The sequence below is a fragment of the Phormidesmis sp. 146-12 genome (assembly GCF_052939495.1).
On record NZ_JBJPHS010000192.1, the window covers coordinates 1 to 7,156 of the forward strand.

Annotated in this window: 5 protein-coding genes; 1 reads left to right on the forward strand and 4 read right to left on the reverse strand. The window is 45.6% G+C overall.

All coding sequences use genetic code 11. The features are described from left to right. Positions 1–21: 21 nt before the first annotated feature. The gene (locus ACKFKF_RS33785; RefSeq protein ID WP_446871748.1) at positions 22–207 is read right to left on the reverse strand and encodes a peptidoglycan-binding domain-containing protein; all 186 of its coding nucleotides are present in this window, start codon (positions 205–207) and stop codon (positions 22–24) included. 301 nt (positions 208–508) lie between these two features. On the opposite strand from ACKFKF_RS33785, the gene ACKFKF_RS33790 reads away from it, so the two are divergent. After that, positions 509–2,953: a CHAT domain-containing protein gene (locus tag ACKFKF_RS33790; RefSeq protein ID WP_446871749.1), complete on the forward strand. Its 2,445-nt coding sequence runs from the start codon at positions 509–511 to the stop codon at positions 2,951–2,953. 4 nt (positions 2,954–2,957) lie between these two features. On the opposite strand, the gene ACKFKF_RS33795 is transcribed toward ACKFKF_RS33790, so the two are convergent. The 3 genes from ACKFKF_RS33795 to ACKFKF_RS33805 all read right to left on the reverse strand — a co-directional run. Further along, positions 2,958–5,441: a two-partner secretion domain-containing protein gene (locus ACKFKF_RS33795; protein ID WP_446871750.1), complete on the reverse strand. Its 2,484-nt coding sequence runs from the start codon at positions 5,439–5,441 to the stop codon at positions 2,958–2,960. Between the two features lie 20 nt (positions 5,442–5,461). After that, positions 5,462–6,496 (reverse strand): WD40 repeat domain-containing protein, encoded by a 1,035-nt coding sequence (locus tag ACKFKF_RS33800; protein WP_446871751.1) that lies wholly within the window; start codon positions 6,494–6,496, stop codon positions 5,462–5,464. Between the two features lie 46 nt (positions 6,497–6,542). Continuing rightward, a partial coding sequence (locus ACKFKF_RS33805) for a ferric reductase-like transmembrane domain-containing protein (RefSeq protein ID WP_446871752.1) occupies positions 6,543–7,156 on the reverse strand: 614 nt, incomplete at its 5' end.

Sequence of the window (7,156 nt, forward strand, 5' to 3'; positions counted from 1 at the left end):
CAACTGGTTTGCTGACTGTTGTTACTGTACTCCATAAACCTGAAATGTGCTGTAGTTTTCCGTTTGCTGTGTGAATACTCCATCCACTGAAATCGGTAGATACCCAAATGAAAGCAACAGTCTTTCGAGCAATTCAACGGCACTTCCGTTATCTCCATGTTGCAGCAAAGGGAGCGTTACTGTTTTCGTTTGATTTTGTGCTTGCATGATGTGATCCTAATAGGTTTAATTTCGGAGTTCCTTGAGAAGGAATACCCTTACTTTGCAAGATCTTCTGAGTTGATAACAGGCAAGTTAACGCTTTTACAGAACAACTTATCTGGTACAATCAAGGCGAGCAGAGCACAGACCGGAAAAATTATTCCTTGGAGTGTGATTGAGGCACATGAAACTGCTGAAAAGCCTGACTTTTCTGGGATGGGTGTTCACTAGCATGATGCTGATAGTTTTGCTAGGTCTCAACCCAGCGACAGCAATTTCGGATACGGTAGCTCTGGATCAAACTGTTATGGCTACAATGCAAGGAGATGCTGAACAGTTGATGCGACAGGGGCGTAGCTTCTATCAATCTGAGCAATTTACTCAAGCACTGGCAGCTTGGCAGAAAGCAGCGATCGCTTATCAGCAGCGAAGTGAAGCTTTGAACCAAGCATTAAGTCTAAGCTATGTGTGCGTAGCGTATCAGAAATTAGGAAATTGGGCTGAAGCAACGACTGCGATCGCACAAAGTCTAGATCTCTTACAAAGCAATCCAAAGCGCACACCTGAGCGCGATCGCATTCTTGCACAAGTTCTAAATACTCAAGGAAATCTAAAATTTGCTCAAGGTCAGGCAGAGCAGGCATTAGAACATTGGCAGCGTTCAGCCAAGCTCTATGCTCAAGTTAAAGACGAAAATAAGCGCATTGGTAGCTTAATCAACCAAGCTCAAGCACAACAATCGCTAGGACTCTTTCTACGATCGCGGCAAACCCTAACCCAAGTAGAAAAAACTCTGCAAACGCAATCTGATTCTGCACTCAAAGCAATAGGATTGAGAAGCTTAGGAAACGTTTTGTTATTACTAGGAGATACTCAAAATGCTGAACGAGTTTTGCAGCAGAGTTTAGCAACATCAGGCAATGAGGAGATCAGTGCAACACTGATGAGCTTAGGTAACCTAGCGAGAGCCAAACAAGACCGACCAGCCGCACTCAAGTTTTATCAACAGGCTGCTGAGCGATCGAACACATTAATCAAGACACAAGCCCAACTCAATCAACTTAGAGTACTAATAGAACAAGGGCAGAAAGCAGAAGCACGATTGCCTACGGCAACAGCGAAGCTCACGCTGATCAATACCATCCCAGCCCAACTGGATCAGCTTGCTCCCAGTCGATCAGAAATCTATGCTCGAATTAACTTTGCTCAAAGCTTGATGAGGCTCGGAGGTGAAGAAGTCACAGCAGCTAAAGTTTTGGCAATTGGTATTCAGCACGCGAAAGAGTTAGAGGATCAACGTGCAGAAGCTTACACAGTTGGATATTTAGGCAGCATTTACGAGCGCAATCAACAATGGGGAGAGGCTCAGAAGTTTACAGAACAGGCATTACTCATTACTCAAGCAATGAATGCCGCAGATATGGCTTATCAATGGCAATGGCAGCTAGGACGTATTCTCAAAGCACAAGGAAAGCGAAAGGAGGCACTCGGAACTTACACGGCTGCATTTGACACCTTGCAATCTATTCGTAGCGATCTCGTGGGCACGAATCCTGATCTCCAGTTCTCCTTTCGAGAAAGTGTGGAACCTGTATATCGAGAGCTAGTTGATTTGTTGCTGCGTCAAACGCCAGGAGAAGCCAACCTGCAAAAGGCGCGTCAGGTGATTGAATCCCTTCAACTGGCAGAACTAGACAACTTTTTCCGAACGGCTTGTTTAGAGGGGAAAACAGTCGCGATCGACAAAATTGATCAAACCGCAACGGCTGTAATTTATCCGATTATTTTGCCCGATCGAATTGAAATTATTGTGAGCTTGCCTGGTCAATCATTGCGGCAATATACTGCGATCGCGCCTCAACAAACAGTAGAAAGAACATTAGATCAATTGCGACGGGAATTAGAACAACCGTTTGCAAGTCCAGAAGGAAGACGACTCGGACAGCAAGTTTATGATTGGCTGATTCGCCCAATGGCAACAGATTTAAAGCAAAATCAGATCACAAATCTTGCCTTTGTCCTAGATGGAAGACTACGAAATGTGCCAATGGCAGCACTTTATGATGGTAAGCAGTTTTTGATCGAGAACTACAGTGTTGCGCTCACCCCTGGTTTACAGTTGCTCAATCCTCGATCGGTACAACAAGTGAACCTAAAAGCTTTAGTGGCAGGGCTATCACAAGCTCGAAGTGGGTTTTCAGCATTGCCAAATGTTCAACGGGAGCTAGAAGAGATCAAGACTCAAATTCCGAGTCGAGTCTTGTTGAATGAAGCCTTTACAGGTTCTATGTTGCAAAAACAGATTAATGCGTCACCCTTTACGATTGTGCATTTGGCAACACATGGTCAGTTTAGTTCTAATGCAGAAAATACGTTTATTTTGGCTTGGGATCGGCAAATTAAAGTCAATGAGCTTCAGGCATTACTCCGAACTAGAGAAGGGGCGAGTGATGCTGAGATCGAGCTTTTAGTGCTGAGTGCTTGCGAAACGGCTGAAGGCGATCCTCGTGCAGCTTTGGGAATTGCAGGGGTAGCGATTCAAGCAGGGGCGCGGAGTACAGTTGCTTCATTATGGAGCGTGGATGATCAATCAGGAGCGCGGTTGATCAGTCAGTTTTATCGAGAGTTGGCAAATGCGAAAGTGTCCAAAGCGGAGGCATTGAGGCGGGCACAGCTTTCGCTTCTACGAGATAAGAACTATCGACAACCGATTCACTGGGCACCATTTGTTTTGGTTGGAAATTGGTTGTGACAAGCTAACAGCGATCGCGCTTTCCAATTCCGGTTCGATGCGGTGTTACTTTGGGAGCATTCGCTACTAATATCACTGTACCATCAGAATTCATGATCCAGCCTTGTGCTTCTACGATCGAGACTTCAGGTTCTGAGCTTTGAGGATTGTTCCTCTGTGGAGTTGCGCTTGAGACAGGTTGTACAGAGTCTTCGATATCTTGCCAAAGTGTATCAGCAACGATCGGATCATTTGGATTGGTGGGTAATCCGCCGCGTCCAGTATTTACAAAGCTTGCTGTTTGATTGCTTCCTGGATTGCAGCCTTGAGCAAGTGGAGGAGCAGCAAAGGTATTCGGTAAATTGATGGTGCCTTCTTCGGGTTGTACATCCGGTTGTTGAATCGCGATCGTTCCTGCAACTCCCAATTCTGAACTGGCGGTAATGTCGCTTAAAGGAGTGGGCTGCGATCGCGCTTCAATTCCAAAAATACCTTGAGCATTGATGCGAACATTGCCGCCCCGTCCTGCTACAGCATTGGCTTGAATATCACTATTTTCTTGGGGAGCCGCGATCGCAAAAGCTGTATTGATGTCAATGTTACCACCATTACCACTACCGAGCGCAGAGGTTGTAATTTGGCTATTGCGGCGCAACACCAATGTATCGCTCACCTGTATGTCTAGGTTTCCCCCTTCACCAGAACGGGTGGCAGCAGTGATACTCCCCTGATCCTCTAAAATAACGGAGCGAGCATTGATTCGCAACGTTCCTGCATTCCCAGTTCCGGGATGTTCCACTCCAGCAACACCGCCATTGCTAACTCTGAGTTGACCCGTGTTAATTGTTACGTTTCCAGAAGCACCAGTCGGTACTAGAGGCGTTCCGAATACTCGTCGTGAAGATTCAGGCAAACTTACGGCAGACGCACTGATACGACTAGGGAGCGGAGTTCCTTTTCCAGTAATCTCAATTGACTCGATCGCATTAATCAAAACATTCCCTCCCTGACCCCTAGCAAAATTATCAGAAGTCACAATTCCTCCATTCCGAATCACTAATTTAGGGGTAGTGACAATGACGCTTCCAGCATTTCCGTCCGCTAAAGTGATTGCGGAGATGTTACTCGACACAGGCACACTAGATTCGCCAATGACTTCTATGGATCTTGTTGCTGTTACTCTGACTTCTCCCCCTTGTCCAAGCCCAAAATTTACAGATGCAACACTTCCTCCATTTAGCGCAATCAATTGTCCTGTTGATAGAGTTACATTGCCACTCGCGCCAGAAGCAGTACTGCTTGAGGCGATCAAACTGGTCAATGCGGTCGAGATTGGAGAAAATCCGATAACTTGTGTAGAATCAGGAGCATCGATCGTCAAGTCACCCGCCTGCCCAGAGCCAAAGGAGCGAGTTATGATTCCTGCTCCATCTCGAATGACGATTTGCCGAGCAGAAACTACAATATCAGCACTGTTTCCAGAGCCGATCGTTTGCCCCTCTAAACCGCCATAGAATCCAGTTGTTGGGTTAGGTCCACTGGCTTCTAAAGACTGGGCAGCTTGAACGTTAATCTTTCCACCCTGCTGCTCCCGATTCTGAATTAAAAAGATAGAACTATTGGCAAGGACAATGTTTTTTGCTTGTGCTTGAATGATTCCGCCGCCACTTGCATCTGCCAAAGCTTGTTGAGAGAGCCGAATATCTTGAAACCGATACACACCCGGATAGCTTAATGCAAATCCTTCTCTTGAATTAAGACGAATCCGTTCATCACTGCCTACACTTCCTAACTCAATTCTCCCTTGCTCTGCGGTCAAAGTTCCGCCCTCTAGCTCAATATTTCCCCCAACCAAAGCAAGTGTGTTATCTGGTTGTACCTGTAGACCTGTTTGAGTTCCTCTCGTGATTTGCCGCCGCACCTGAGCCGATAGGTTATATCCATTCCCTTCTACTCGAATTGTTCCTGGATTTTGACCGAACTGCAAACCAATTGGAGTACTAATCGTCAATAATGGTGGTGTTTGTGGGTTTACTGCACTAAACTCATTACCATTGTCGAAAATGATGCTATCTGCTGTGCTGGCAAGAAACGAACCACCAATGTTTAAGCGGGCATTTGCACCAAAGAGGATTCCGCTTGGATTGAGTAGAAATACATTTGCAGTACCATTGGCACGAATTGAGCCATCCATATCAGATCGAATACCTCCGGTAACACGAGTAAAAATATTTTGAATGTCTGCGGCATTGTTGAACGCTGCTTCACCATTCGTTGGAATGGAAAAGCGATCGAAGCTATGAAACAAATTCTGTCCTGTTACTGTCCCACCTGTGATTGAGCAGCTACCAATGCAATCTCCGGTCACTGTAGTCGGAGTTGTACGATCGGGAATGACTTGTGCGATTAGCGCAGAGCGCAACTCCGTAGGAACTGCACCTCGAATAATCAACCCTTCGCAAAGCAGAAAGCAACCAGCCAACCAAAGTGGAGCATCATATCGTTTCATCAGTTGCTTCTCATGAGTATTTACAAGTTGGAAGGAAGTTGCCACATCATAATCGATTTGTCAGCACTGCCACTGACAAGCATTGTTCCTTGAGGCATAAATGCGATCGACCAGATCGGTTTTTGATGTCCCATAACCGTACCTTGCAACTGAGCCGATTGCAAATCCCATAGTTTAATTGCTCGATCGTGTCCTCCAGTTGCCAGAGTTTGCCCATCGGGACTAAACGCAACTGACAGCACTTTATCGTGATGTCCAGCAAAACGGTGAAGTAATCGCCCCGTCTTTATTTCCCACAACGCAGAGGTTTTGTCATGGCTTGCACTCGCTAGAGTATTTCCATCTGGACTAAACGAGATTGAGGTAATTGCTCCTTCATGGGCGGCTAAAGGGAGTTTTACCGCTCCATTCTCCAGTTGCCAGACTGTAATTTTGCCGTCTTCGCTACCACTTGCTAGGAGTTGACTATCAGGGCTAAACGCAACACTTCTGATCTCAGATCTAGAGTGGAAAGTTTGCTGATGCTCGCCTGTCTCCGTCTTCCAGAGCTTCACCGTTTTATCCCAACTGCCACTCGCGATCGCCGTTCCATCAGGGCTAAATGCAACCGAACGCACATCATCGCTATGTCCTGCAATTGTCCGCTGCAATTCGCCACTGTCCAGCTTCCACACCTTAATGCGGCTATCCCAACTACCGCTCACTAAAAACTGTCCATCTCGACTAATTGCTAATGAAACAACTGCATCTCCGTGTCCCTGACTCGAATCTCCTGAGATTGAATGACGCAGTGTTTTATTGGGCAGATCCCAAATGTTGATCGTGCCGTCATAGCTACCACTAACAAGCATTTTTCCATCCGGGCTAATTGCGATCGTATACACCCAAACCGGATGTCCTTTGAAGATGTGAATCGGTTGAGCAGCCAAGGATTGAGCCGAAAGAAGTGATTTAAAATGAGTATGAGTGCTAAGCCAATGCGCGACAATGATTAGTATTAGAGATATTTCTGTTAAAGCGATCGTCGTTTTTCTAGAATTTCGCTTTGGTGTCATAGTCAATGCTCCTGGTCAATGCTCCTGACTTGTGTATTGACGATCGCTATTTAGAACTACTAGTAGTTATTGCAACAGCTTCTTTCTTCTGAGCTTCTTGCTGCTGATTCTGTTCTTCAATCCGCATTCGACTCATGAATAAAATTGCAGTTCCTGTAAGTATCGCCAAACTGATTGGAGTGATATACGTCCAGTGACCCGACATCTTATCCCAGACGTGCCAGATCAGTACAAAAATCACCAAGTAGGTCAGTTGATGCAATTTCTTCCAATTTTTCTTGAGGAGCTTCATGCTCCAAGTATTCGACGTGATTGTCATTAAAATGAGAATTAGAAAGCAGACCACTCCTTGAATATAGACCCAGGGTGTTTCGAGATCGAGCAGATCAAGGTCTCTCTGGTTAAGATAAGGATAGCCATGAATGGCAGAAAGAAAAAAGGAAATCAAGCCAATCGATCGACGATGTTTCAGCAACTTCTGAACAACACTCATTTTCTGAGTTTGTGGAAAGTTGACTTTCATCATTGTGGGCATCAACGTCACTGTGTAAAAGATCAAGGCTAAAAAACCCATCAAGCTTGGGAAAGTCACTGGGTCTAATGTCAAATTCCTAAGTACAGGACAAAAGCTTGCAAAAACTAAGCAGGAAAGGGTTTCAT

What these genes read in the sequence shown, in the direction of transcription:
- ACKFKF_RS33790 (WP_446871749.1), top strand. Translation starts at nt 509, where the DNA reads ATGGCTACAATGCAAGGAGATGCTGAACAGTTGATGCGACAGGGGCGT.
- ACKFKF_RS33795 (WP_446871750.1), bottom strand. Translation starts at nt 5,441, where the DNA reads ATGAAACGATATGATGCTCCACTTTGGTTGGCTGGTTGCTTTCTGCTT.
- ACKFKF_RS33800 (WP_446871751.1), bottom strand. Translation starts at nt 6,496, where the DNA reads ATGACACCAAAGCGAAATTCTAGAAAAACGACGATCGCTTTAACAGAA.
- ACKFKF_RS33785 (WP_446871748.1), bottom strand. Translation starts at nt 207, where the DNA reads ATGCAAGCACAAAATCAAACGAAAACAGTAACGCTCCCTTTGCTGCAA.